Here is a 21,761-nt window from a genome sequence, read left to right on the forward strand (position 1 = left end):
CGACATCCAGAGCCGGAGGTCGCCGCCTGGCAGCCTCATCGACGGCTTGCCGGATCAGTCCTGATCCGGCGTCATCCGCCGCCGGGTTCGACGTCCGGCAGCGCGAGACGCAGGCGCGAAAGCGCTGCGACGAGATCGTCCGCCTCGCCGGTCACCCGCACCGTCTTGATCCGCGCCGCGGCGCCGGCGTCGAGCGACAGGCTGGATTTCGGCCGCTTCAGAGCCTTGGCGAGAAGCGACAGCAGCGCCGCGTTCGCGGCGCCCTTTTCCGGCAGCGCCCGCACCCGGGCGAGAAGAGCCCCACGTCCGTCCGATCCGGCTGCAACGCCGTCGATGCGGTCGCTCGCCGCCTTCGGCGTCAGCCGGACGTGGATCCGGAGCGCCCCGTCACGCAGCTCCGCGAAGGCTGGAATCTCTTGGCCCGTCAGATCCCCGCCCGCATGGCCGGCAGCCACACGTAGAGCGTGATGACGCGCTGCAGGAGGAAGATACCCAGCAGCACGACGAGCGGCGAAAGGTCGAGGCCGCCGAGATTGGGCAGGAAGCGCCGGATCACCCGGAACAGCGGCTCGGTCATCCGGTATAGGAACGAGCCGACGGCGTCCACGAAGGGGTTGCCGGCATTCACGATGTTGAACGCGTAGAGCCAGGACAGGATCGCGGAGAGGATCACGATCCACCAGTAGATGTTGAGGATGAACAGCAGCAGCTCTGCGATCGCTTGCATCGGCGGGCGGGACCTCTCTTGGGACGCTGCCCATGTAACCAGCGCATGAGGCTTCCGCAAGGCGAGGCCCGCGAGGCAGCCGACCACAGGCATGGAGCGGGATCCGGGCCGCTTGACAGCCATTCGGCGTGCACGTACATCCGCGGAACCGGTGGACGGGGCTGTAGCTCAGTTGGGAGAGCGCGTCGTTCGCAATGACGAGGTCAGCGGTTCGATCCCGCTCAGCTCCACCAGTGGCCTTCCCTTTGATTTCGACGAGACGTCCTCGTCGCGTCCTGCCCCGCCGTCAACCCGCAGCGGCTGACGGCCGCCACAGGCGGTCCAGGGCATTAGCCGGCTGGCCCTTCTTCACGCAGACGGCGTTTTCGGGCTCGCAGAACCCCGGCGCGACGCCGCCTTGCACGAGCAGGTCGAGCGTCTCCCGGTCGGGCGCGACCGCAAGGCACACCGCCCAGAGCTTGCCGCGTCGCAGGCGCACCAGGTCGCCCGGCCGAAGATCCTCGATCCCCGCCTTGCCGAGCTTCCGCATCTCGTGGCCGCGCGCCTCGAAGAAGGCCTCCAGCCCCTCGGCGCCCTCGTCGCGCAGCCCTTTCGCCTCGATCCCCATGCGCCGCAGCGTCTGCGCGGCGAAATTGCCGGCGAGGGAGAGGTCGCGACCGCGCTCGTCCTGCGTCTCGCCCCAGAGCCCGATAAGCGCCGCGAGATCGGCTGACAGGTCCGCATAGGCCGTCGCCCCCTCCGCCGTCCACCGGCGCGGCTCGGCCGTCGGCCGCCAGCGGAAGGCGAAGCGCGTTGGATCGAGCTGCTTGGTGAAGTTCGGCTTCGGCAGCCCATTGCCGTCCGGCTCCGGCGCCGAGGGCAGTGCCGCCGCGGACAGGATACGCCCCTCGCTGTCGACGCTCGCCACGACGAGGCAACTGCCGTCCGGCGCGAACAGGAGATCACCGGCCGCCGCGCCGCCCGGGGTCAGAAGCAGTCGATCCGTCTGCGGCGTCACGCTCACGGCAACGAGCCCCTCGCCATGCCGCTCGGCAAGGCGCAGGAGGTCGATCAGCCGTCCGCCGTCGTCCGCTGGCTCTCCGGCCCCGCCGGCGGGCGAAAGGATCGAGGCGATCGCTTCGCGCGCCGGACCGGCGGCGCTGTCGAGCAGGGTCTGCCCCTCCCCTTGCCCGTCGAGATGGGCGGAGATTTCCAGACGGGCCGCGACGGCGTCGCGATAGAGATCGACGCTGCTGTCCGGCTTGCCGAAGCCCTCGTCCTCGGCCAGAAGCGCCTCGCGGTCGCGCGCGCTCGTTGCGGCAGGCGGGATGTCCTCCTCCGCCTCGGCCTTCATCCGGAAGGCGGAGATCTTCAGGACCGGCTTGGTGTCGCGCGGCTTGCCGCTGAAGAAGCCGAAATAGACCCGGAACTGCGACAGGTCGGGCGGCGGCAGCGGCGGCTTCTGCGCGCGCGTCCATTCGAAATAGGTCTTGCCGACCTCGAGGCCGCCAGAACCCTTCGGCCAGACGCCCGCGCCGATGATGAAGTCTCGCCGGGGCTTGAACGCGGGCGTGCTGGCGACGGGCTTGTCGAAGGCGATTGCCGTCAGCGACTCAGCCCAGTCCTCGTGAACGTCCGTCGCGCCATAGGAACTCGCAAAGCCGGCGGCCTGGAAGGCGGCCTCCTGTGCATTGGGATCGAACAGGATCGGAACGTTGGCGCGGTTCGTGTTGCGCAGCTTCACCGTCCAGCCGATCTGGCTCCAGCCGCTGACGGCGTTCGGGATCTTGGTGGTGTCGTGCCAGAGAAAGGAGAATGGGTTGGTGTTGTTGATCACCCAGCCGCCGACCCTGGCGAACTCGGAGGCGAAGTCCTCGCCCGAGAACAGGCTGAAATAGCGCAGATACACATAGGCCGGCGACAGCGTCAGCGCAGCGAGGCTCAACGGTGCGGCGGCGGCCGAACCGATGGCTGAGCCGACCGTCAGCCCAAGCAGCAGGACCTTGTCGATGTCCGAGATCGCGCGCCGCGTCAACGCCACGTGCGCGAGCTCGTGGAAGAACGTGTCGCAGAAGTCGTAGTCGGCGTCGTTGAGGTCGGGGGTGATCTGCAGCTTCGAGACCACCTTGTCCTCGGCGATCAGCACCGGGTTGTCGAACAGCGGCCAGTGCTGGCCGAGCGCGCCGCTCGGCAGCGCCTGGGCGCGGATGATCGCGACCTGCCCGATGGCGTCGAGGAAGGCCTTCGGCAACTGGTTGAGGACGTCGTAGGCAAGGAGCGCCGCGCGCCGTCCCTTCTCGTCGTTCCATCGCACCGACTGGATGACGCCGGGGATGGCGAAGTCGTCGACCAGTGCCGGCTTGTCGCCAAGGCCGAACGGCGCCTGCACGAGGACGTAGACCGTGGCTGTCGCGCTTGCCTTGCCGTCGCTGCTCCTCGCCGTGAGCGTCGAGACGCTGGCGCGATACTGTTCGTAGAGGTTGAAGACGCCGGGCGAGGCGAACCACCCGATCGCCGGGTCCGACACCGTCCAGGTGGCGCCGGCGTCGACTTGCCCGTCGACGAGGAGGGTGAAGTTCCAGCCGAGGCCGAGATAGATCGCCTTGACCGGCGGATCGATGCGCGCGCGCGATCCGGAACTGCCCGTTGCCATGATGGTACCGCCGGGCAACCGTCGAAGATGAGCCTGCCCGCCCTCCGGAGAGAAGTTGAACACTGCCCCTGCGGCACCTGTCAATTCGTGCCGCCAGCGGGCCCGGCGCGGGTTGCCGCTGGTCAAGTGTTGCGAAGACGGATAGGCATCCGCCGCAGACGAAAGGCCGGTGCGAGTCGTGAGTGCAGAAGACAGAGCTGGTGAGCCCGCCGATACAACGGGCCACGGCGAGGCGATCAGCGAGGACCGGTTCGCGGCCTTTCGAAACCGGCAATTCGTCCTCTACTGGCTGGCGCGCTTCTTCGTGACCTTCGCGACGCAGGTCGTCGCGGTGTCGGTCGGCTGGCAGGTCTACGCGTTGACCGGTGATCCCTTCGATCTCGGCCTTGTCGGTCTCTGCCAGTTCCTTCCCGCCCTGCTGCTGGTGCTCGTGACGGGAGCGGCGGCCGACCGCTATTCGCGGCGCCGTATCATGAGCGTGGCGATCCTCCTCGAAGCGATGGGCGCCGCAGCGCTTCTGGCCATGTCGTGGATCGGTTTCACGTCGGTGGTCCCGGTGTTCGTCGTGCTCGTCGGCTTCGGCATCGCCCGCGCCTTCTTCGGCCCGGCCTCGACCTCGCTCGTCGTCAACCTCGTCAGTTCGGAGGAGCTGGCCAACGCCATCGCCTGGAACGCCTCCTCCTGGCAGATCGCCACCATTGTCGGCCCCGTCGCCGGCGGCCTCCTCTACGGCGTCTCGCCGGAAGCCGCTTACAGCGTCGGCCTGGTGCTGTTCGCGACAGGCGCGCTGCTGGTCAGCCTGATCAAGGCGCCGGCACAGCGCACGAGCGCCGAGCCGCCGACGGTTCAGGCCATCGTCGCGGGCTTCGACTTCATCTGGCGCGAGAAGGTGGTGCTCGGCGCGATCTCGCTCGACCTCTTCGCCGTGCTGCTCGGCGGGGCCGTCGCGCTGATGCCGGTCTACGCGCAGGACATCCTGAAGGTCGGCCCGTGGGGCCTCGGGATGCTGCGTGCCGCGCCGGGCGTCGGGGCCCTGCTGATGGTCGCCTGGCTCGCCTCCCACCCGGTGAAGGACCATGCCGGGCGGATCATGTTTGCCTTCGTCTTCCTGTTCGGCGCCTTCACCGTGCTCTTCGGCGTCTCCACCTGGCCCTGGCTGTCGATCCTGGCACTGGCGCTGATGGGCGCGGCCGACATGATCAGCGTTTATGTGCGGGAGACGTTGATGCAGCTGTGGACGCCGGATCAGGTGCGCGGCCGCGTCAACGCCGTGAACCAGGTCTTCGTCGGCGCATCGAACGAGCTCGGCGAGTTTCGCGCGGGCATCATGGCCGCGCTCATCGGCGCCGTCTCGGCCGTCGTCGTCGGCGGGTTCGCGACGATGGGCGTCGCCCTGCTCTGGTCGCGGCTGTTTCCCGAGTTGCGCAAGGCGCGCCACCTGTCCGGCCGCGTCTGAGCGCGGCCCGCCTGCGCTCAGGCCGGGCGGCCGAAGATGCGGGCGAGGAACTCCTCGAGCCAGCGCCGCACCGGCGCGTCGTAGATCGCCCGCCCGTCGAAATGCGCCCGGCGCTGCTGCGCCCCGGGCAGCAGCGTGCGGGCATGCCCGCGCGTCGTCCAGCGATGCATCATGGCGAGCGTCAGCTCGGCGTGAAACTGCACGCCATACGCGCTCGGCCCGTAGGCAAACGCCTGGTGCGGAAAGCGGTCGCCGGCCGCGAGCAGCGTGGCGTCGCGCGGCAGGTCGAAGCCCTCGCGATGCCACTGGTACACCATCTCCGGCCAATGCGGCATCAGCTGCCGGCCCTGCGGCGTGGCCTGCAGCGGATAGTAGCCGACCTCGACGAGATCCTGGGGATGTGGCGAGACGGTCCCGCCCAGATGCTTCACCAGCATCTGCGCGCCGAGGCAGATGCCGAGGAACGGCCGTTTCTCGGCGAGCGGCACGTCGAGCCAGTCGATCTCGCGGCGGATGTAGTCGTCGGCGTCGTTGGCGCTCGGCGGACCGCCGAAGACGATGGCGCCACGATGCCCCTCCAGCGTCTCGGGCAGCGCCTCGCCGAGGATGGGCCGGCGGATGTCGACAGCCACCCCGTGCGCATCGAGGATCTGGCCGACACGGCCCGGCGTCGAGGATTCCTGGTGCAGGACGACGAGGATCGGGCGGGGATCATCGTCGCCCTCGAGGATGTAGCGGTGCGGATCGGCGGCTTGGACGGTCGTCGTGCGGATGGCGGTATCGTCGGCAAGATCCATCAGGTCGGCTCGGCTCCGCTGCTGCGCGCCGCGACGCGCTGCTTCATCAGCATCCGGTCGCGCGAGGAGACGCCGATCAGTTCGGCGATGCGCCAGACCAGATTGTCTTCGAGTTCGTGCACGCTGCCGTCGGCGTAGGTCATGTCCCAGAGAAGCTCAACGAAGCGGATTCGCCGGTCCTCGTCCAGATGGTTCTTCACGATCGAGGTGAAGTGAAAGAGGTCGACCGCTTCCGCATCGGCCTCGCGACCGGCCCGCGCGATCCTCTCCGCCTCGCGCGGATCGAGCCCGAACTCGTCGGCGAGAAGCACGCGCAGCAGCCGGCGTTCTTCCTCCGTCACCACCCCGTCCGCACTGCCCACGTGGAACAGGAGCGCGGCGGCCGCCACCCGCACGTCGTCCATACCATAGGCGGCGGCGTCGCTGTGAACCTCGCCGAGGCCGCGGAGAAACTCCTTGAAACCGTCAAGCATCACGAAGCCTCAGAACAGGCGGAAGCGGCTGCCGCTCGCCGCGTCGGCGGGCATTGCGCCACTGCCAGACTTGACGCCTGGATCGTCGGGAGCGGGACGCTCGTCGCTCTCCTCGGCCCGCGAAGGGTCGGAATGATCCGACGTCGAGCCGTGGCCGCTGGCCCCGTTGCCGACCGTCGCCGCGCCACCCGCGTCGGATACCGCCGTATCCGCCCGTGAGGTCTGACCGCGCGGCGCTCCGTCCTCGCCCGCCTGTCCCGGCTCCAGAGGCGCGGCAGCGACCAGCGCGGTGTCGTCGTCCGATGGCTCGGCCTCGATGAGGGCGCCCGGCGCAGCGAGGCGCGCCACCGGCACCTTCCACTGGAAGGCGTCGATCCGCCCCGAAACGGGCGACACCGGCGCCCACTCCTCGGCGACGTAGCCGTCGGCGGTCCAGGCCGGATCGCGCGGCGCACGGATCGCCTGACCCATCCACTCGCGGACCTTGCCCTCGTTGCCGGTGTCGGCATCCTCGATGTCGGCGAGCAGGAGATAGATGCTCTCACGCGGCTCGAGCCGGGCGGCGGCGAGCGCCTCCTCGCGGGCGAGCGCGAACTCCTGCGCGTCGAGGGCCGCATGCGCCACGGCGAGCGAGGACTCGACGTTGTTCGGCCGCAGGCTCTGCAGGGTCTTTGCCCGCGCGAGCCGATCGGATACCGAGTCGCCCGGCCGCGCATTGACATAGGCGGCAGCGATGTCGGGATGCGGCGTCTGCGTCCAGCTCTTTTCCAGCACCTTCGAGCCGCGCCGCAGCTCGCCCTGCCGGAACAACGCCCGTGCCGCTGCGACGGCCGCCGGAGGAAGGTCAGGCGCCAGCTTGTGCGCCTCCAGCCCCGCCGCCCGCGCCACCGCAGGATTGCCGTCGGTCGCGGCATTCGCCTTGGCGGTCAGGAGGACGGCGCGCAGGCGGCGTGATTCCGAACGGTCCACCAGCCGCGACTCGCGCTGTGCCTCCAGGATCGCGAGGGCTCCGTCGTAGTCGCCGGCGATGGCCTTCGACTCGAGGACGGCGCCGCCGGCCCAGGGCAGATGCGGCGCGAGGCGCGCCGCCTGCTCGGCGTAGTGACGCGCCGCCGCATCGTCGTTCAGCCGCTCGGCCTCGAGGTAGAGGCCGCGCAGCGCCAAGAGCCGTGTCTCCGGCTGCTGCTCCATGCCCTCGAAGGCGGCGCGGGCGCGCGCATGGTCGCCCTCGATCATCGCCGTCTGCGCATCGAGGAAGCGGATCAGCGGCTCGCGCCGGCCGTCGAGCAGCTTCTGGCTGCGCTTGGTCATCTGACGCGCCAGCACAGCATCGCCGGCACCGACGGCCAGAATGCCGTCCGACAGCGCCTTGTAGCCGCGGTCGCGGCGGCGACCGGAGAACCAGCCGCTGATCGCGTCAGGCGTCTTGAAGAAGAGCCGCACCAGCCAGACGAGCGCCACCACCGCGACGAGAACCGCAATCTCGACGATGACGAAGACCATGACGCTGGTCTGAACGCTCGCGCCCTGCCAGTCGAGCGCGATCTGGCCGGGATTGTCCGCGAGCCAGGCAAAGCCGAGCGCGAGAGCGAGAACGAGGAGGAAGAAGGCAAGGATCCGCAGCATCTCTAGTCCTCAACCCTGCCCGCCGGCGGCCGCGATTGCCCGGTCGAGCGCCTCGCCGATCACCGTCTCGGCCTGCGCCCGTGCCCGCACCTGCGCCGCGAAGTCCTCGCTCGCGTCCTTGGCCGGCTGTGGCAGCCCGTTCCACTCGTCGAGCCAGGCCTGGAGCTTGTTCGCGCCGATTGCCGCGTCCATCCGAGACAGCACCGCGTCGGCGCCATCGCCGGACGGCGAGCCGGACGACCGGACGGTGACGAGCGAGCGCAGGCCCGACATCACCTGGTCGCCGACGCTGGCGTTCGGGTCGGCCGGGCGGAGCGCGCCGGCGATCGCCTGCTGGGCCGTCTGCCAGCCACGTTGCAGGTCGGCGTTGGAGGGCACCCCCGACGCCGCGTACTGCCGCAGGGCTTCGACCGAGCCCGAATTGTGCGCGGCCTTGGCGAAGGTCTCGAGCTCCTGCATGAACGGCCCGCCCCGATCGATCGCGGCCTTCAGTGCGGAAGCCGAGAGCGCGAGGGACGCCTCGCCGCTGGCGCTTTCGAGCGCGGCCATCCGGCTCTTCAGCGCGTCCACGGCATCGCGGCTGGCGGAGGCGGCATCGCGTGCCTCGGCCGCTGCGTCGCGTGCGGCGTTGGCGGTGCGCTGCGCATCGCCCGCACTCTGGCGCGCCTCGGTGGCGGCCTGCCGCGCCTCGGTGGCGGCCTGCGTGGCGCCGTCGGCGGCCTGGCTTGCCTGCTGCGCCGTCTGCTGCGCGCTCTGTGCGGTCTGCGCCGCCCCCTGCGCGGTGGTCCGTGCGTCCGACCCGGCACTTTGGGCCTCGGCGATCGCGGACTGGATCTGCTGCGCCTGCTGCTGGGCCGCCTGAGCGGTCTGCAAGGCCTCGTTGACGGCCGAGGTGTCGACGGCCGGGCCGGGCTGCGCTCCGTTGCCGAGCTTCTGCTCGACGGCGCCCAGCCGGTCGGACAGCTGTGAGACCTCGGCACGGGTCGCGCCGTTGCCGAGGCCGCCGGCATTCTGTGCCGACTGCAGCTGGTCGAGCTGTCCGCGCAGCGTCTCCACGGTCGAAGAGAGCTGCTGGACCGAGCCGGCCGTCGCCACATCCTGCGGCGCCGCCTCCGGCGCCTGTCCGACGGACGGGAGCACACCCGCATATTGCAGCGCCGCGCCTGCGGCGAGCGCCACCACGGCGCCGATGATCGCCGCGGCGATCGCCGTACCGAAGTCGCTGCCGCGATGCTCGACGGCGGCTTCGGCGGGCGTCGTGTAGGCGCCGGTGGATGCGGGCGGATCGAGGTCGCCGAGTTCCGGATCCGACGCGTCGGGATGCGACGCGGCGAGTATCAGGTCGCGCTCGGGATCGGTCGCCGTCTCGTCCGCGGGATGGGCGGCATCGGGATCGAGGCCCTCGCCGGCGGCAAAGCCGCGTTCGGCGGTATCGGGATCGTCCAGCGGCGCGTCGGCTGGGGGCGCGGCCGCAGCCTCCGCCGCGTCGTCGGCGGTCGTGGCGTCGCCCGCCGAAGCGGCAGACGCGGCGGCGGCCTGCTGCGCAGGCTCGGCACCCGCAACGGAACGTTCCTCGAATGCCGGCGTCTCTTCGCGCGCTTCAGGCAGGACGGCCTTGCCGCCGTCGTTTTCGGCGAGCACGGCCCCGCTCGAGCCTGCCTCAACGTCCGCGTCCGTCGGCTCAGCTGCAGCGGTCGATGACCCTTCCAGACGCTCGGCGGTCAGGTCGATGGTCGTTCCCGGCTTGTTGCCCGGCCTCGAACGCCGCGGTCGGTTGGTCATCGAGCACACTCCATTCCTGTCTCCGCGCGATGCCCTGAGGGCCATGGCCGAGCGGCGCAGTCGCCCCGCACTTCCTATTGGTCGGCCATCCGCGTCAAGGGCGCAAGCGCAGGACCGAACCCATGCGGAACTAGGTTACAGATGGGAATCGAAAAGCGAAGCGAGGCTCGGTCGAGGCGAAATCGCCGCGTCTGCCCTGAGGTTCCCCGGCAGCGCCGCCGCCACACGTTCGGACAGGCACAGGAGCCGTGGCGCTGGCTCGAAGGCGTGAGGGGCGAGCGCGAGGAGTGCGGCATAGGACCAGCTCTGGCCGGCGGACAGAAGCAGGACAGCCGCCGGCGCCCCGCCCGCCAGTGCGCCGTCGACGTCTTCGCGCGAGGGATCCAGCCGCCGCGTCTCGTACACCTCCCAGGCCACCACCGCCTTGTGCCCGGTCTTCAGCGCCGTCTCCAGCCGGTCGGTGCGGACCCGGCCGGCGGCGTAGAGGAGCGGCCGCTCGGCCGTGGCCGAGACCTCTGTCGCCCGGCGGGCGAGTGCGGCCCCGTCGCCCTCGCCGACCAGCACGAAGGGAAATCCCGCCGCACGCAGCGCACCCGCCGTCCGCTCACCGACGGCGAGCACCGGCCGCGGGTCCTGCGGAAAGGCTGCGGCGAGCGCCTCGACGGCATTGGCGCTGGTGACGAGGAAGCCGCTGAAGTCGCCGGCCGGCGGGGGTTTGCCGGTCGGCTGGATCGCCTCGGTCGGCAGGATCAGCGGGTCGTGTCCGCGCGCCGTCAGGAGCCGGGCGGTCGCCTTGGCCGCGCCGACTTCCCGCAGGATCAGGACGCGCGCCACGGCCGGCTCAGCCGGTCCAGCCGGCGAAGAAGTCCGGGCCGGCTTGCGCGAGCAGACGTTCGCCGAGCCGCTCGCCGATCGCGTCGGCCTCGGCACTGGGTCCGGACTCCCGCCCCTCGTGCACCTCGGAGCCGTCGGGGCGCAGGATCATGCCGTGCAGGCTCAGCCGGTCGCCGTCGATCTCCGCGAGGCCGGCGATCGGCGTGCGGCAGGAGCCGTCGAGGCGGCGCAGGAACGCACGCTCGGCGGCCAGCGGCACCCGCGCCGCGGGCGTGTCGATCGCGGCAACCAGCGCGTCGATCCGGCTGTCGCCGATGCGGCTCTCGATGGCGAGCGCACCCTGCCCCGGGGCCGGAAGAAACGTCTCCGCACTCAGCACCTCGCTCGCCGTCTCGGCCATCGACAGCCGGTTCAGCCCGGCGAGCGCGAGCAGCGTGCCCTCCACCTCGCCCGCTTCGAGCTTGGCGAGACGGGTCTGCACGTTGCCGCGCAGGATGACGAGGTCGAGGTCCGGCCGCAGGCGCCGGACCAGCGCCTGGCGCCGCAGCGAGGCGGTGCCGACCCGCGCACCCTGCGGCAGGTCGGCGAGCCGGCCGACGCTCCGGCCGATGAAGACGTCGCGCACGTCCTCGCGCGGCAGGAACGCCGACAGATGCAGGCCCTCGGGCAGCACGGTCGCGAGATCCTTCACGCAGTGGACGGCGAGGTCGATCCGGCCGTCGAAGAGGGCCTCCTCGATCTCCTTGCTGAACAGCCCCTTGCCGCCGACCTCCGAGAGCGGACGATCCTGGATGCGATCCCCGGAGGTCGAGATCACCTCGATCGCGAAGTCGCTCTCGGGAAGGCCGTGCGCCGCCATCAGCCGCGCCCGCACCTCGGCCGCCTGCACGAGCGCGAGCTTGCTGCCGCGCGTGCCGATCCGGATGGGTTTCGTTTGCGTCATGAGGCTCGCCTTTGCTACCGGGAGGCACCCGGTGCCCGGCCCCGACCTAGAGCGGTTCGTCGGCGCCTGCAACGCATGGGATCGTCACGACTTGGAAGCGACCGTGGTTCTCGGCATCGAGACGAGCTGCGACGAGACCGCCGCGAGCGTTGTCGCGCGGTCGTCGGACGGCGCGCCGCGGATCTTGTCCAACGTCGTGCTCAGCCAGGTCGAGGAGCACCAGGCCTTCGGCGGCGTCGTACCGGAGATCGCCGCCCGCGCCCATGTGGAGGCGGTGGACGGCGTCGTCGCCGCGGCGCTTGCCGACGCGGGGCTCGGCTTCAATGCCCTGACCGGCGTCGCCGCGACACTCGGCCCCGGGCTGATCGGCGGCCTCATCGTCGGCGCCATGACCGGCAAGGCGATTGCCGCAGCCCGCGACCTTGCCTTCGTCGGAGTCAACCATCTGGAGGGTCATGCGCTGACGCCGCGCCTCACCGACGGCGTCGCCTACCCCTATCTCCTGCTCCTCGTCTCCGGCGGCCACACGCAGATTCTCCTGGTGCGCGGGCTCGGCGACTACGAGCGCTGGGGCTCGACCATCGACGACGCGCTCGGCGAGGCCTTCGACAAGACCGCCAAGCTTCTCGGCCTGCCGCATCCCGGCGGCCCGAGCGTCGAGCGGCTGGCCGCTGGTGGCGATCCATCCCGCTTCCCCTTGCCGCGCCCGATGAAGGGCGAGGCGCGGCTCGACTTCTCCTTTTCCGGGCTGAAGACGGCGCTCCGCCAGGCCGCGACCGCCGCCGCGCCGCTCAGGCAAGCGGACGTCGCCGATCTCTGCGCAGCCTTTCAGGCCGCCGCCGCCGACAGCATCGCGGATCGCATCGGGCGGGCCTTGCGGCGCTACCGTGATGAATGTCCCGAGCTTGCCGAACCCGTTCTGGCGGTGGCCGGCGGCGTCGCCGCCAATCGCGCCATCCGCGCCGCGCTCGACGTGGCCTGCGCGGGGCACGGCGTCCGGCTTGTGGCGCCGCCGCCGGCGCTCTGCACCGACAACGGCGCGATGATTGCCTATGCCGGGCTTGAGCGGCTGGAGGCCGGCCACCGCGACGGGATGGACGCGCCGGTCCGGGCCCGCTGGCCCCTGGACGAGACGTCGGCGCCGATCCTCGGCTTCGGCCGGCGCGGAGCCAAGGCATGAGCCGCATCGCCGTCATCGGCGGCGGCGCCTGGGGCACGGCGCTCGCCAGCGCCTATGCCCGGGCCGGACACGCCACGACCCTCTATGCCCGCGACGCCGCCACCGTGGCATCGATCAACGAGCGGCGGTGCAACACGCGCTATCTGCCGGGCATCGAGCTGCCGGCGGACCTCGCGGCCACCGCCGACCCCGACGCGGCGCTCGCCGGCGCCGCGACGGTGCTGATGGTGGTGCCGGCGCAGGCGCTGCGCGGCGCGCTGACCGATTTCACCCCACTCCTTCCGAGGGATGCCTCGATCGTGCTCTGCTCCAAGGGCATCGAGCGCTCGACCGGGCTCTTCGCCTCACAGGTGCTGGCCGACGTGCTGCCGCAGGCGCGCGCCGGCATCCTGTCCGGCCCGAGCTTTGCGACCGACGTGGCCGCCGGCCTGCCGACGGCGGTCACCGTCGCCGCGCCCGGACCGGCCGACGCGGCGGCGCTGGCCGAAACCCTCTCCACCGCCGCGCTCCGCTGCTATGCCACCGATGACATGCTCGGCGTCGAGGCGGGCGGGGCCCTGAAGAACGTTCTCGCCATCGCCGCCGGCATCGTGGCGGGCCGCGGCCTCGGCGCCTCCGCTTCGGCGGCTTTGGTCACCCGCGGCTTCGTCGAGCTGCGCCGCCTCGGTGAGGCGCTCGGCGCGCGGCCCGACACGCTGATGGGCCTCTCCGGTCTCGGCGACCTGATCCTCACCTGCTCGGGGGCGCAGTCGCGCAACTTCGCCTATGGCCTCGCGGTTGGGCGCGGCGACGACCTGTCTGGGCTGAAGCTCGCCGAGGGCGCCTTTTCGGCCGGCATCACGGCGAGGCTTGCGGACGAGCGGGGCGTCGAGGCGCCGATCATCGCCACCGTCGCGGCCATTCTCGCCGGCACCGTGTCGGTCGAGGCGGCGATCCAGACCCTTCTCGCCCGGCCGCTGAAACGCGAAGCCGACTGACACCGGACGCGCACCCCGTCGCGTCGATTCCGCGAACGCCAACCCAAGGAGACGCCAATGCTCTATGCCCTGATCTGCGAGGACAAGCCGGACGGCCTCGACCTGCGCAAATCGACCCGCGAGACCCATCTCGCCTATCTGAAGTCGCTGGGCCCCGCGCTCGCCTTCGCCGGACCGTTTCTCGACGCAGCGGAGAAGCCGACCGGTAGCCTCGTGGTCGTCGACGCCGAGAGTCCCGAAGCCGCGAAGGCGATCGGTGACGCCGACCCTTACGCCAAGGCCGGGCTCTTCACCTCGGTGACCGTCCGCCGCTGGAACTGGACGGTCAATCCGCCCGCCTGACCCCGTAGGAATCGGCTCGATCATGGCCTACTGGCTCTACAAGTCCGAACCCTCCAGCTGGTCCTGGGACGAGCAGGTCGCCGCCGGCGCGGCCGGTACCGAGTGGACCGGCGTGCGCAACTATCAGGCGCGCAACTTCATGCGGACGATGCAGGTCGGCGAGCGCGGCTTCTTCTACCATTCCAATGAGGGCAAGGCCGTCGTCGGCGTGGTCGAGGTGATCGCGGCCGCGCACCCGGACTCGAGCGCCGACGACCCGAGATGGGAGTGCGTCGACCTGAAGGCCGTGGCGCCGCTGCCGCGGGCGGTGACGCTCGACGAGATCAAGGCCGAGCCGCGGCTGAAGGACATGGTGCTCGTCAACAACTCGCGCCTTTCGGTGCAGCCGGTGGCGGAGGCCGAGTTTGCGGTGATCTGCACGCTGGCGGGCTGGGATCCGGCCTCGGCCTGACGGCCAAGGCGGCACCCGGAACCTCCGGCGGGCGAGAACATTCAAGGAACATCCATACGAAGGTTCCCGCATCATGACCGACACGCAGAAGACCCAGGAGACATCCAACACCGTCAAGGATCCGGACACCTGGACCACCGGCGACGAACCGATGACCGGCGCCCAGGCCTCCTATCTGGAGACGCTCTGCGAGGAGACGGGGCGGCCCTTCGACGCCAATCTTTCGAAGGCCGATGCCTCGAAGCTGATCGACGAGCTGCAGGGCAAGAGCGATCGGCTGAACTGATCGGTCCACCGGCGATAACGGCGCGCGTCAGTGATCCCGCATCACTGCGTTGCGGCGCAGGCCGGCCCGCTCTCGGATAGATGACGGTGGTCCTATCCTGCGCCGCCGCCGCGGGTGCCCGGTACCCCCTCACGATGCCGTTCTTGACGCCGCAGAAGATCCCCTGCGGCGTCACCTTGCGCGAGAACGGCTCGGCCCGCTATTCGGCCGTGTCACACAGGCGCGCTTGCTCGCCACGTTGATCCCGACCGCCGCCGCCCCACACACATTGCTGTCGCTCTGGCCGTCGCAGTCACAGACCGGCGTGAAGATCATCGTGCAGACTTTCGGCTGGGCGATGCAGATGCCCATCGGGTCGCTTCCGCACGCCTGCGGCTCGACGAGGTGCCAGTATGCGCCCTCGCCGCAGCCAAGCCCGGAGAGGCCGCCGCAGGGGCCGTCGCAGGGGCCCCGACGTGGCTGCGGCGGATCTCGCCCCGACCAGAAGCGGAAGCAGAAGCGTTGCGAGGTCCATCGCATGGTTTCTCTCCAGGCGACCGGAGCATCCCGCGGCATTCGAATCACAGGCGTATCGATTGGCTGGAGCCGAGGGGTCGGTGTCGCCGCCGCTCAAGCGGCGGGTGAAGGAGCCGGGCCAGACGCCGCCGCGTCCGTCGGCCCTGTCGGCGGCATCACCATGCCGCCGCAGGCGATGACGGCGAAGAGGAACAGCGCCGAAGGTGTGTCCGTCGCCTGCAGGACCGCTCCGAACAGCGGTGCGCCGATCGTCTGCCCGGCAGCGACGAGGAGGAACGGGATGGCAAGGCCGGCGTCCGGCCGGTCGGGAAGCCGGTCGATCCCCCAGACGAGCAGCGATCCGGTTGCGACGATGTAGGCGAGACCGAACAGCGCCATCGACAGATAGCCCACCGCCGGGAGCGATGTGCCACAGGCGAGCAGCGCGGAGCTGATCACAGTGAGAAGGAGCGCCAGACGGAGCGTCTGGGCGACCCCGAAGCGCGCCAGGAGCGATCCGGTCGAGACGCCGGCGATGCCGCCGACGCCGAGCACGACCCAGGCGCAGGCGATTTCCATCTGCGAGAAGTGCATGCGCTCGCGCAGGATGTCGGCCCCGAAGGTCCACGTGCCGGCGATCGCAACGCCATAGAGGCCGGCGGCGGCGACGAGGCGCGGCAGACCCGGGCGGGCGAGCAGGGCCGGCGACAGCCGCACGGCGCCTCCCCCGCCGCGGCCCGGCAGCACCCACCATATCCAGGCCGCCACGCCCGCCGCGATCAGCGCAAACAGACCGTAGATGTCGCGCCAGCTGCCGATCGCGGCAACCGCGACGAGCCCGGAGAAGACGATGCCGGCGGCGGTGCCGGCGTTGATGGCCCCGTTCGCGCGGTCGCGCCGGGCGGTCTCGACGCGGGCCGCCACGGCGGCGGCGAGCGGCGGCGACGTCAAACCGCTGCTGAGCCCGGCGAGTGCGATGCCGGCTCCGAGCACCGGGCCGGAGGCGGCGACGGAGGCGAGCGCCATGCCGCCCGCCGCGGCCAGTCCCGCCAGCAGGCCGACCAGCCGCGCCCCGAAGCGTCCCGACAGCAGCAGCGCCGCGACGATGCCGACGCAGTAGGCGGCGAAGCTGCTGCCGCCGATCCACCCGGCCACGACCGGGCTCAGATCGAGGTCGGCGCTGATCTGCGGGAGCAGAAGTCCGTAGGCGAAGCGGGCGAGGCCATAGGACAGCGCGGTGAGGACGAAGCCTGCCGCGACGGTCGCAGACGCACCTTTCATGATCCTGTCCCTTCGGCCGCGGCGACGAGCCGGCGTGCCAGCGCCTCGGCCGCCTCCACCACGGACGTGTCCGCAACGGCCGCCGCGGCCGTGGCGCCTTCGAACAACAGCCAGATCTCGGTCGCCAGCCGCGCGTCCTCGCGACCGAGCGCGACGGCGACCCGCTTCGCTACGATCGTCCGGAACACCCGCTTCTCGCGCCGGACGAGATCCACCACCGCCTCGCTGTCGGCGGCATATTCGGCGTGGGCGCGCAGGAGCATGCAGCCATGCGTGCCGCGCTCGCGCTGCCAGTCGACGAGGGTGCGGAACAGCCCGCCGACGGGATCGGCGGCATAGGTTTCACGCTCGAGCCAGGCGAGAAAGCTCCGCTGACGCTCCTCGAGGACCGCCAGCACCAGCCCGTCGCGCGAGCCGAAATGCTTGTAGAGCGTGCGGGTGGAGGCGCCCGACGGCGCGAGCAGCCGGTCGACGCCGACGCCGCGAAAGCCTTCCGTCTCGAAGACGCGGGCGGCGCCCGCGAGGATGGTGCTGCGTGTGTCCATGCGCCGCATGTAAAGCGCTCGTTTTACCCGTCAAGCGCCGATGTCGCTCCGGCGGTCGCGAGGCCGCGGCACGGGGCGATGCCGCAGGGGCCTCTTGACCCCGTCGGCCGAACCGCGCAGCGCTCACTCCGCATGACCCGCCCGCCTCTCGATCCCGAGCGCTTCGTCCTCGCCAATACCGCGCCGCTCGCGCCGCCGCACGTTCCGGAGCTGCGCCTGCATCTGGCCGACGAGGCGCACGAGCTCTGGCTGAAGACCGAGGCGGAGCTCGGCGAGATCGGTCTGCCGCCGCCCTTCTGGGCCTTCGCCTGGGCCGGCGGACAGGCCCTGGCGCGCTACGTCCTCGACCATCCGGAGACGGTGCGCGGCCGGCGCGTCGTCGACTTCGCCTCCGGCTCCGGCCTCGTCGCCATCGCCGCCGCCCGGGCGGGCGCCGCCGCGGTGACCGCCGTGGACGTCGACCGGTTCTCCGGCGCCGCGGCTCGGCTGAACGCGGCGCTCAACGCCGTGTCCATCGACGTCCTTGTCGCCGACCTCGTCGGACGGACGCTCGACGTCGAGGTCCTGCTGGCCGGCGACGTGTTCTTCGACAGGACGATGGCGGAAGCCGTTGCCCCCTGGTTCACCGACCTGACGCAGGCGGGGATCGAGGTGCTGGTCGGCGATCCGGGACGGGCCTACCTGCCGGCGGAGCAGATGACCTGCCTCGCCAGCTACGCGGTGCCGGTGACCCGTGCGCTGGAGGACGCCGAGGTGAAACGCAGCCGCGTCTGGCGCTGGCGCGACTGACGCGCCGCCCTATCCTCGCCGGGCGTTCTGCCCCACCACCTGAAGAATCGAGTTCCGATGACCGACCCGACCGCCGAAGCGCCCTGGCCGGGCGACACCGACACCGTCCGCCTCAGCGGCGTGCGCACCCTGTCGGACGACTGGTACACGCTGCGCAAGTACACCTTCGAGCTGAAGCGGCGGGACGGCGACTGGCAGTCCGCTTCGCGCGAGGCCTATGACCGCGGCGACGGCTGCACCGTGCTCCTCTTCGATCCGACGGCGCGCAGGGTGGCGCTGACCCGTCAGTTCCGCCTGCCCACCTACGTCAACGGCAACCCCGACGGCATGCTGATCGAGACCGCCGCCGGCCTGCTCGACGCGCTCGATCCCGAGACGGCGATCATCAAGGAGGTGCGCGAGGAGACCGGCTATGCGGTTGCGCGCGTCGAGCCGGTGCTGCGGCTGTTCATGAGCCCGGGCGCGGTGACCGAGAAGCTGCACTTCTTCCTCGCCGAAATCCGCGTCGGGGACCGCCTCCACGACGGCGGCGGCGAGGCCGACGAGGGCGAGGACATCGAGCTGGTCGAGCTCGACTTCGACGAGGCGCTGGCGATGATCGCGCGCGGCGAGATCTGCGACGCCAAGACCGTGATCCTGCTCTACCACATGCGGGTGACCGGCCGGCTCTGAGACCGGCGCACGCGGGCCGGCGGAAGGCAGCGTCTCCGCCTACCGCCGGACCTCCAGCGCCACGCCGGGGCGCAGATACGCCTGCAGGCGGATGAAGTCGCGCGGTGCGATCGCGATGCACCCCGCGGTCGGTTCGTAGCCCGACTTGGCGCAATGCAGGAAGATCGCGCTGCCGCGGCCCCGCAGCCGCTGCCGCACGTTCCAATCCAGCACGATCACAAGATCGTATAGATGATCGTGACGACGCATCGCTTCGGCGCTCGCGGCGAAGGGCAGACGGACCGGCCGGTTGTAGGCCGGATGCTGCGGCGCGTCGCACCAGCCGTCGTCCTGTCGGATGCCTCGACCGGGCAGCGCCGAGCGAACCTGCGCCAGCCTTCGGTCGCGCCTAAACATCTGCATCAGCTGCATTTTGGCGACGGGCGTCGCCCCGTCGCCCTCGCGCTTGAAGATGCTCGTCCCGCCTCGTCCGAGCGCGCAGGGCAGGCGCAGGATGCCGGCCTGGAGAACGCCGCGACGGCGGCACGAGGAGGCTGGGCGAACCAGCAGGACCGGGTGTGTTCTCTTTTTGTGCATGAGCGGGATCGGGTCTGGCCTGCCTCGCGTTCACGGATTATTACAAAAGGCAGGGTGGCCCGCCGTTCGGAGCGGGCGAGAGATACGGCAGAGCACGCATGAGCGCACGCACCATTCTCATAGTCGACGACGATGACGACCTGCGCCAGACGCTGGCCGAGCAGCTGTCGCTGCACGAGGAATTCAGCGTCCTGCAGGAGGCGAGCGCCGCCAAGGGTATCGCCGCGGCGCGTGCCGGGCTGATCGACCTCGTCGTGATGGATGTCGGCCTGCCGGACATGGACGGACGTGAGGCCGTGAAGGTGCTGCGCAAGTCCGGCTTCAAGGCGCCGATCATCATACTCACCGGCCAGGACACCGACGCCGACACGATCCTCGGCCTCGAGGCCGGCGCCAACGACTATGTCACCAAGCCCTTCCGCTTCGCGGTGCTGCTCGCCCGCATCCGCGCGCAGCTGCGCCAGCACGAGCAGAGCGAGGACGCGACCTTCCAGGTCGGCCCCTACGTCTTCAAGCCGAGCCAGAAGCTTCTGGTCGACGAGAAGGGCGGCAAGATCCGCCTGACCGAGAAGGAGACGGCGATCATCCGCTATCTCTACCGTGCCGACCGCAAGGTCATCACCCGCGACGTGCTCCTGGAAGAGGTCTGGGGCTACAATTCCGGCGTCACCACCCACACCCTCGAGACCCACGTCTATCGGCTGCGCCAGAAAATCGAGCCGGATCCGGCCAACGCCCGGCTGATCGTGACGGAGTCCGGTGGCTACAAGCTGATGCCCTGAGCTGCCCAAAAGTCGGGCATAGCCGGTCGACAGGCCGCGTTTGCCGTTCTTTTTGCAGACAAGTGTCACTATAGCTGTGATTCGACGTCTGCCGGCGAGGGGTCGGCGACGCGTCAGAGCAACGGAAGACGGATGGTCCGGGTGGTTCGGTCGGACGCCGGCGACGTTCGCACGGCGGAGGGCTGCTCACCGCAATGAGCCTCGAAAGCGACATCGCGGTGCTGCGCGAGGTCCCGCTGCTCGCGGACCTGACGCCCGACCAGCTGCGGCTCCTCGCCTTCGGCGCCGAGCATCGCCGCCTGCGCGAGGGCGAGACGCTGTTCCGTGCCGAGGCCCGCGCCGATGCAGGATTCGTGATTGCGAGCGGGCGGATCGCGCTGCTGCGGGGCAAACCCGGCGCACAGGATGTCGTCGGCCGCTATGGACCCGGCGCCCTGCTCGGCGAGCTGGCGCTGCTCACCGAGACCCGCCGCCCGGCCACCGCGGTCAGCGAGACCGACTGCGAGGTCATCCGCATCACCCGGCCGATCTTCCGGCGGATGCTGGAGGAATACCCCGAGATCGCCGCCGACATCCACGAGCGGCTCAGCGCCCGCCTCGTCCAGATGACGGCCGAGATCACCGCGCTGGAAGGGCGTTTCGGCGGCGGGGAGTAGGCTGCGCGCGCAGGGACTGCCGCGCCGTCAGACCTTTTCGAGCGCCCGGTGCGGCGCCGGCGGCAACGTCACCGCGATCGTGTCGCCCGGCCGCACGAAGCCGCCGCTTCGCACGACCGCCATGACGCCGGCCTTGCGGATCAGCCGCCCGTCGGCGTCATGGTCGAGCACGGCGCGCATCAGGCCTTGCTGGAAGCGGTCGATCTGGGCGCAGGGATTGCGCAGCCCGGTCAACTCGATCTCCGCCTCCGCCCCCAGCCGCAGGACGCTCCCCGTCGGCAGCGACAGGAGGTCGAGCCCCTCCGTCAGGACGTTCTCGCCGAGGTCGCCCGGCCGCACCCGGAAGCCACGGGCGGCGAGGTCGTCGAACAGCTCGCACTGGATCAGGTGCACCTGCCTGAGGTTCGGCTGCGTCGGATCGGCCGCGACACGCGAGCGGTGCTGGACGGTAACGCCGAAATGCGCATCCCCCTTCACGCCATGTCCGGCGACGAGTTCGATCGCCATCTGCAGGGGCTTGGAGAAGCGATGCGCCGCGTCGCTGGCGACGGCGCGGACGGTGGCGCTCACGCCGCCACCGGCAGGTCGAGCGTGACGAGCACCGGCACGTGGTCGGACGGCCGCTCCCAGGCCCGCGCGTCGCGCAGCACGCGCGCCTCGGTCAGATGCGGCACGAGATCCGCCGAGCCCCAGATGTGGTCGAGCCGCCGGCCACGGTCGGCAACGAGCGGCTCTCTGGCGCGGTAGCTCCACCAGGTGAAGAGCTTCTCGCTCACCGGCACGTGCGCGCGCACGAGGTCGCGCCAGGCGCCCTCCTCGAGCACCCGCGTCAGCCCCTCGCATTCAACCGGCGTGTGCGAGACGACCTTCACCATCTGCTTGTGCGACCAGACGTCGGTCTCGTAGGGCGCGATGTTGAGATCCCCGAGGAGCAGCGCCGAGACGCCCGGCTCGGCCACCGCGCTGACGAGCCGCATCTCCTCGATGAAGTCGAGCTTGTGGCCGAACTTCGGGTTGACCTCCCGGTTCGGCTCGTCGCCGCCGGCCGGGACGTAGAAGTTGTGGACCCTCAGGCGCGTGCCCCCAACGCTGAGGCGGGTCGAGAGATGCCGGGCGTCGCCGACGGCGCAGAAGTCCTGCCGGACCATGTCTTCGAAGGGCAGCTTCGAGATCGTCGCGACGCCGTGATAGCCCTTCTGCCCGTGCAGCGCGACGTGGCCGTAGCCGAGCGCGTGGAACGCCGCCTCCGGAAACAGCTCGTTCGGGCACTTGGTCTCCTGCAGGCACAGGACGTCGGGCGCATAGTCCTTGAGGAACTGCTCGACGATCGGCAGACGCAGGCGGACGGAGTTGATGTTCCAGGTGGCGATGGTGAAGGGCATGGGCGCAGGCAGTTCGTAGGGGTGACAGCGGCTTAAGCGCGGCGCGTCGAAGCCGCAAGCTGTCGACCCCTGCCGGC

24 protein-coding genes and 1 tRNA gene are annotated in these 21,761 nt (G+C 70.7%); 11 read left to right on the top strand and 14 right to left on the bottom strand.

What is annotated here, in order from left to right:
• Positions 1-71 precede the first annotated feature (71 nt).
• Positions 72-455 (bottom strand): DUF167 family protein, encoded by a 384-nt coding sequence (locus tag NPA30_RS07060; RefSeq protein ID WP_256801800.1) that lies wholly within the window; start codon positions 453-455, stop codon positions 72-74.
• On the bottom strand, positions 425-727 hold the full coding sequence (locus tag NPA30_RS07065; protein ID WP_256801802.1) for a YggT family protein: 303 nt from the start codon (positions 725-727) through the stop codon (positions 425-427). The genes NPA30_RS07060 and NPA30_RS07065 overlap by 31 nt, the downstream gene beginning before the upstream one ends.
• A 157-nt stretch (positions 728-884) precedes the next feature.
• Between NPA30_RS07065 and NPA30_RS07070 the strand changes: the two genes are divergently transcribed.
• Positions 885-960 (top strand) — tRNA-Ala (locus tag NPA30_RS07070).
• 53 nt (positions 961-1,013) lie between these two features.
• Here NPA30_RS07070 and NPA30_RS07075 read toward each other — a convergent pair.
• Positions 1,014-3,359, bottom strand: a complete 2,346-nt coding sequence (locus NPA30_RS07075; RefSeq protein ID WP_256801803.1) for a hypothetical protein — start codon at positions 3,357-3,359, stop codon at positions 1,014-1,016.
• Positions 3,360-3,594: 235 nt separating this feature from the next.
• Between NPA30_RS07075 and NPA30_RS07080 the strand changes: the two genes are divergently transcribed.
• Positions 3,595-4,815, top strand: a complete 1,221-nt coding sequence (locus NPA30_RS07080; RefSeq protein ID WP_372338778.1) for an MFS transporter — start codon at positions 3,595-3,597, stop codon at positions 4,813-4,815.
• A gap of 17 nt (positions 4,816-4,832) precedes the next feature.
• Here NPA30_RS07080 and NPA30_RS07085 read toward each other — a convergent pair whose 3' ends face one another.
• The 6 genes from NPA30_RS07085 to hemC form a co-directional block, all read right to left on the bottom strand.
• Positions 4,833-5,612: a glutamine amidotransferase gene (locus tag NPA30_RS07085; protein WP_256801805.1), complete on the bottom strand. Its 780-nt coding sequence runs from the start codon at positions 5,610-5,612 to the stop codon at positions 4,833-4,835.
• A complete protein-coding gene (locus tag NPA30_RS07090; RefSeq protein WP_256801806.1) occupies positions 5,612-6,085 on the bottom strand; it encodes a tellurite resistance TerB family protein in 474 nt (157 codons plus the stop codon). The genes NPA30_RS07085 and NPA30_RS07090 overlap by 1 nt, the downstream gene beginning before the upstream one ends.
• A 9-nt stretch (positions 6,086-6,094) precedes the next feature.
• Entirely contained in the window at positions 6,095-7,711 is a 1,617-nt protein-coding gene (locus tag NPA30_RS07095; RefSeq protein ID WP_256801807.1) for a heme biosynthesis protein HemY, read from the bottom strand.
• 9 nt (positions 7,712-7,720) lie between these two features.
• Positions 7,721-9,493: a COG4223 family protein gene (locus NPA30_RS07100; RefSeq protein ID WP_256801808.1), complete on the bottom strand. Its 1,773-nt coding sequence runs from the start codon at positions 9,491-9,493 to the stop codon at positions 7,721-7,723.
• 135 nt (positions 9,494-9,628) lie between these two features.
• Positions 9,629-10,327: a uroporphyrinogen-III synthase gene (locus NPA30_RS07105; RefSeq protein ID WP_256801810.1), complete on the bottom strand. Its 699-nt coding sequence runs from the start codon at positions 10,325-10,327 to the stop codon at positions 9,629-9,631.
• A gap of 7 nt (positions 10,328-10,334) precedes the next feature.
• Positions 10,335-11,270 carry a hydroxymethylbilane synthase gene (gene hemC, locus NPA30_RS07110; RefSeq protein WP_256801816.1) on the bottom strand — a complete coding sequence of 312 codons (936 nt, stop codon included), beginning with the start codon at positions 11,268-11,270 and terminating at the stop codon, positions 10,335-10,337.
• A 103-nt stretch (positions 11,271-11,373) separates the two neighbouring features.
• Here hemC and tsaD point away from each other — a divergent pair, with 103 nt between their 5' ends.
• From tsaD to NPA30_RS07135, 5 genes are all read left to right on the top strand, one after another.
• The gene (gene tsaD / locus NPA30_RS07115; protein ID WP_256802396.1) at positions 11,374-12,450 is read left to right on the top strand and encodes a tRNA (adenosine(37)-N6)-threonylcarbamoyltransferase complex transferase subunit TsaD; all 1,077 of its coding nucleotides are present in this window, start codon (positions 11,374-11,376) and stop codon (positions 12,448-12,450) included.
• Entirely contained in the window at positions 12,447-13,427 is a 981-nt protein-coding gene (locus tag NPA30_RS07120) for an NAD(P)H-dependent glycerol-3-phosphate dehydrogenase (RefSeq protein WP_256801817.1), read from the top strand. The genes tsaD and NPA30_RS07120 overlap by 4 nt, the downstream gene beginning before the upstream one ends.
• A 57-nt stretch (positions 13,428-13,484) precedes the next feature.
• On the top strand, positions 13,485-13,769 hold the full coding sequence (locus NPA30_RS07125; RefSeq protein WP_256801818.1) for a YciI family protein: 285 nt from the start codon (positions 13,485-13,487) through the stop codon (positions 13,767-13,769).
• Between the two features lie 22 nt (positions 13,770-13,791).
• Positions 13,792-14,220: an EVE domain-containing protein gene (locus NPA30_RS07130; RefSeq protein WP_256801819.1), complete on the top strand. Its 429-nt coding sequence runs from the start codon at positions 13,792-13,794 to the stop codon at positions 14,218-14,220.
• Between the two features lie 73 nt (positions 14,221-14,293).
• Positions 14,294-14,506, top strand: coding sequence for a DUF3072 domain-containing protein (locus NPA30_RS07135; RefSeq protein ID WP_256801820.1), 213 nt, complete (start codon positions 14,294-14,296; stop codon positions 14,504-14,506).
• A gap of 609 nt (positions 14,507-15,115) precedes the next feature.
• Here the strand turns inward: NPA30_RS07135 and NPA30_RS07140 are convergent.
• Together NPA30_RS07140 and NPA30_RS07145 are read right to left on the bottom strand one after the other, a co-directional pair.
• Positions 15,116-16,282 (bottom strand): MFS transporter, encoded by a 1,167-nt coding sequence (locus NPA30_RS07140; RefSeq protein ID WP_256801821.1) that lies wholly within the window; start codon positions 16,280-16,282, stop codon positions 15,116-15,118.
• Positions 16,279-16,836: a TetR/AcrR family transcriptional regulator gene (locus NPA30_RS07145; protein WP_256801822.1), complete on the bottom strand. Its 558-nt coding sequence runs from the start codon at positions 16,834-16,836 to the stop codon at positions 16,279-16,281. Before NPA30_RS07145 ends, NPA30_RS07140 begins: the two co-directional genes overlap by 4 nt.
• A 123-nt stretch (positions 16,837-16,959) precedes the next feature.
• Here NPA30_RS07145 and NPA30_RS07150 point away from each other — a divergent pair, with 123 nt between their 5' ends.
• Both NPA30_RS07150 and NPA30_RS07155 read left to right on the top strand, forming a co-directional pair.
• Positions 16,960-17,616: a class I SAM-dependent methyltransferase gene (locus NPA30_RS07150; RefSeq protein WP_256801823.1), complete on the top strand. Its 657-nt coding sequence runs from the start codon at positions 16,960-16,962 to the stop codon at positions 17,614-17,616.
• A gap of 57 nt (positions 17,617-17,673) precedes the next feature.
• Positions 17,674-18,288 (top strand): NUDIX domain-containing protein, encoded by a 615-nt coding sequence (locus NPA30_RS07155; RefSeq protein ID WP_256801824.1) that lies wholly within the window; start codon positions 17,674-17,676, stop codon positions 18,286-18,288.
• Between the two features lie 39 nt (positions 18,289-18,327).
• On the opposite strand, the gene NPA30_RS07160 is transcribed toward NPA30_RS07155, so the two are convergent.
• On the bottom strand, positions 18,328-18,864 hold the full coding sequence (locus NPA30_RS07160) for a L,D-transpeptidase family protein (protein ID WP_256801825.1): 537 nt from the start codon (positions 18,862-18,864) through the stop codon (positions 18,328-18,330).
• A 98-nt stretch (positions 18,865-18,962) separates the two neighbouring features.
• Here NPA30_RS07160 and NPA30_RS07165 point away from each other — a divergent pair, with 98 nt between their 5' ends.
• Both NPA30_RS07165 and NPA30_RS07170 read left to right on the top strand, forming a co-directional pair.
• Positions 18,963-19,646 (top strand): response regulator transcription factor, encoded by a 684-nt coding sequence (locus NPA30_RS07165; protein WP_256801826.1) that lies wholly within the window; start codon positions 18,963-18,965, stop codon positions 19,644-19,646.
• A gap of 194 nt (positions 19,647-19,840) precedes the next feature.
• Positions 19,841-20,302, top strand: a complete 462-nt coding sequence (locus tag NPA30_RS07170) for a Crp/Fnr family transcriptional regulator (protein ID WP_256801827.1) — start codon at positions 19,841-19,843, stop codon at positions 20,300-20,302.
• A gap of 27 nt (positions 20,303-20,329) precedes the next feature.
• Here NPA30_RS07170 and NPA30_RS07175 read toward each other — a convergent pair whose 3' ends face one another.
• Both NPA30_RS07175 and NPA30_RS07180 read right to left on the bottom strand, forming a co-directional pair.
• Positions 20,330-20,872 carry an MOSC domain-containing protein gene (locus NPA30_RS07175; RefSeq protein WP_256801828.1) on the bottom strand — a complete coding sequence of 181 codons (543 nt, stop codon included), beginning with the start codon at positions 20,870-20,872 and terminating at the stop codon, positions 20,330-20,332.
• Positions 20,869-21,684, bottom strand: coding sequence for an exodeoxyribonuclease III (locus tag NPA30_RS07180; RefSeq protein ID WP_256801829.1), 816 nt, complete (start codon positions 21,682-21,684; stop codon positions 20,869-20,871). The genes NPA30_RS07175 and NPA30_RS07180 overlap by 4 nt, the downstream gene beginning before the upstream one ends.
• Positions 21,685-21,761: the final 77 nt, after the last annotated feature.

The sequence above is a fragment of the Mangrovibrevibacter kandeliae genome, assembly GCF_024519155.1.
GTDB classification, from domain to species: domain Bacteria; phylum Pseudomonadota; class Alphaproteobacteria; order Rhizobiales; family Rhizobiaceae; genus Mangrovibrevibacter; species Mangrovibrevibacter kandeliae.

Bases quoted from the DNA above. Each gene is read 5' to 3' on its own strand.
- NPA30_RS07180 (WP_256801829.1), bottom strand. From the start codon at position 21,684: ATGCCCTTCACCATCGCCACCTGGAACATCAACTCCGTCCGCCTGCGT.
- NPA30_RS07090 (WP_256801806.1), bottom strand. From the start codon at position 6,085: ATGCTTGACGGTTTCAAGGAGTTTCTCCGCGGCCTCGGCGAGGTTCAC.
- NPA30_RS07165 (WP_256801826.1), top strand. From the start codon at position 18,963: ATGAGCGCACGCACCATTCTCATAGTCGACGACGATGACGACCTGCGC.
- NPA30_RS07125 (WP_256801818.1), top strand. From the start codon at position 13,485: ATGCTCTATGCCCTGATCTGCGAGGACAAGCCGGACGGCCTCGACCTG.
- NPA30_RS07085 (WP_256801805.1), bottom strand. From the start codon at position 5,612: ATGGATCTTGCCGACGATACCGCCATCCGCACGACGACCGTCCAAGCC.
- NPA30_RS07065 (WP_256801802.1), bottom strand. From the start codon at position 727: ATGCAAGCGATCGCAGAGCTGCTGCTGTTCATCCTCAACATCTACTGG.
- NPA30_RS07075 (WP_256801803.1), bottom strand. From the start codon at position 3,359: ATGGCAACGGGCAGTTCCGGATCGCGCGCGCGCATCGATCCGCCGGTC.
- NPA30_RS07170 (WP_256801827.1), top strand. From the start codon at position 19,841: ATGAGCCTCGAAAGCGACATCGCGGTGCTGCGCGAGGTCCCGCTGCTC.
- NPA30_RS07145 (WP_256801822.1), bottom strand. From the start codon at position 16,836: ATGCGGCGCATGGACACACGCAGCACCATCCTCGCGGGCGCCGCCCGC.
- NPA30_RS07140 (WP_256801821.1), bottom strand. From the start codon at position 16,282: ATGAAAGGTGCGTCTGCGACCGTCGCGGCAGGCTTCGTCCTCACCGCG.
- NPA30_RS07120 (WP_256801817.1), top strand. From the start codon at position 12,447: ATGAGCCGCATCGCCGTCATCGGCGGCGGCGCCTGGGGCACGGCGCTC.
- NPA30_RS07155 (WP_256801824.1), top strand. From the start codon at position 17,674: ATGACCGACCCGACCGCCGAAGCGCCCTGGCCGGGCGACACCGACACC.
- NPA30_RS07100 (WP_256801808.1), bottom strand. From the start codon at position 9,493: ATGACCAACCGACCGCGGCGTTCGAGGCCGGGCAACAAGCCGGGAACG.
- hemC (WP_256801816.1), bottom strand. From the start codon at position 11,270: ATGACGCAAACGAAACCCATCCGGATCGGCACGCGCGGCAGCAAGCTC.
- NPA30_RS07135 (WP_256801820.1), top strand. From the start codon at position 14,294: ATGACCGACACGCAGAAGACCCAGGAGACATCCAACACCGTCAAGGAT.
- NPA30_RS07150 (WP_256801823.1), top strand. From the start codon at position 16,960: ATGACCCGCCCGCCTCTCGATCCCGAGCGCTTCGTCCTCGCCAATACC.
- NPA30_RS07130 (WP_256801819.1), top strand. From the start codon at position 13,792: ATGGCCTACTGGCTCTACAAGTCCGAACCCTCCAGCTGGTCCTGGGAC.
- NPA30_RS07095 (WP_256801807.1), bottom strand. From the start codon at position 7,711: ATGCTGCGGATCCTTGCCTTCTTCCTCCTCGTTCTCGCTCTCGCGCTC.
- NPA30_RS07160 (WP_256801825.1), bottom strand. From the start codon at position 18,864: ATGCACAAAAAGAGAACACACCCGGTCCTGCTGGTTCGCCCAGCCTCC.